We start from the raw sequence: 1,744 nt of genomic DNA, 5'->3' as shown, positions 1-1,744 counted from the left end.
GGACCGACATCCCCGCCGTCGCCGAGCGCGCCCTGCACTACGACTGCCTCGTCCGCGACGGGAACCGGCTACTCACCCCCGACGGCGAGCCCTACCGCAGCATCGAATCCGCCGCCGCAGTGGCCGCCGCGGACGTGATCGGTCTGTCCGTCATCAACTCCGGCGACCTCCACTCCGTCTTCCGCCATCTCGACCTCGCCGGCGTCCCCCGCCGGACCGCGGACCGGATCCCCGGCGTCCACCCGCTGGTCATTGGCGGCAACTCCGGGCTGGCCAACCCCGAACCCATGGCGGACTACCTCGACGTCATCGCCCTCGGGGAAGCCGAGGACTCCCTGCTGGAACTCCTGCGCACCCTGCACCTCCACCGCGCCGAGCCCGGCCCCCAGCTCTCCCTCCACGAGAAACTCGCACGCATCCCGGGCATGTACGTCCCGTCTCTCTACACGTGCGACTTCCTGCCCGGCGGCGGCCTCGACACAGTCAGGCCGCGGGAACTCACGGTTCCCGCCAAGGTCCACACCACCTACCTCACCGTCGATGCCCTGCACCCGGCCCACTGGGTCACCCCCATCAGCGACGGCGACGCCGCAGGCATCCACCCCACGGTCGGGTGCCGTCACGACTGCTCCTTCTGCAACCTCGGCGTCCCTCCCTTCCGCCACGCGCCGCTGGAGGTCCTCACCGACTACATCGACCGCCTGGAAGCCCACGGTATCCGCAAGATCATCATCAGTTCCCCGACCTTCACCCAGTACCGCCACCGCCGCGAACTCCTCGCCCACATCAGCGCCTACGCCCATCGCGCCGCCTCACAGGGAGAGAAGGTCACCACGATCATCGGCTCCGTGCGGGCCGATGAGCTGACCGCCGACTACCTCGACTCCGTCACCGAGCTCGAAGAGTTCGGGCACCTGTTCACCGAGCTCAACCTCGACAAGGCCCGCGGCATCATCACCATCGCCCCCGAATGGGCCTCCCCCGACCTCGTCGCCCTGTGGGGCAAAACCCAGCGCCGCGAACGCGTCGACCACGCCATCGACCTGTGCCGCACGAGCCGGGACATCAACACCGTCATGCTGTACTTCATCGTAGGCGCCCCCGGCGAGCGCCATCAGGACCGCCTGGCCATCGCCGACTACGCCCTCGACGTCCAGCAGCGCCTCGGCCACGCCGACGGCACCGTCATCGTCAAGCTCCACCAGTTCATGCCCAAACCGGGCACGCCCAGCCAGCGCCTGCGCATGGCAGACCCGGACACCGTCCAGCAGTACAGCGGCCAGATCGAAGCACGCCTGCGCCACCTCGCCGGAGACGCCGCCTTCGAGGAACACTTCCGTGTTCTCGACCTCGGCGCCAGCCACATGCACCTCGAAGTCATCTCCTCACGCGCTGACCGCCGCATGGGCGCCGTCCTGGAAGACCTGTACGACGCCGGCCTCGACCTCAGCCACGTCACCCGCCAGCAGCTCGTCACCGCCCTCGCCCGGCGAGGGCTGGACTACGACCGCCACCTGCGCCACATGGACGAGCCGGTCCTGCCCTGGCACACCCTCAACCGCGTCAACACCACCGCCGAGCAAGAACTGGCCGCCGCCCTGTACACACGCGAGAGCACCCCAGCATGAGCGGGTACCCGCTTCACCCGGGCAAGCACGCCTTCCCGGCCGACCCCGACCCCGGCGAGCACGCCGCCAACAACCGAGCCGGCGACCCCACCGCGACCCACGCCAACCAACCTCGC

The 1,744-nt window shown here is 69.5% G+C and carries 1 protein-coding gene; it reads left to right on the top strand.

Features of this window, described 5'->3' with window-relative positions; translation table 11 throughout:
* Positions 1 to 1,628: B12-binding domain-containing radical SAM protein (locus ACFV0Q_RS41330; protein ID WP_385013233.1), on the top strand; the 1,628-nt coding region annotated here is incomplete at its 5' end.
* Positions 1,629 to 1,744: the final 116 nt, after the last annotated feature.

Origin of the sequence: Streptomyces sp. NPDC059564, assembly GCF_042735575.1 — a bacterium.
Classification (GTDB): Bacteria; Actinomycetota; Actinomycetes; order Streptomycetales; family Streptomycetaceae; genus Streptomyces.
The sequence above is the reverse complement of the archived record's forward strand: the minus strand, read 5'-3'. Positions and strand labels throughout refer to the sequence as shown.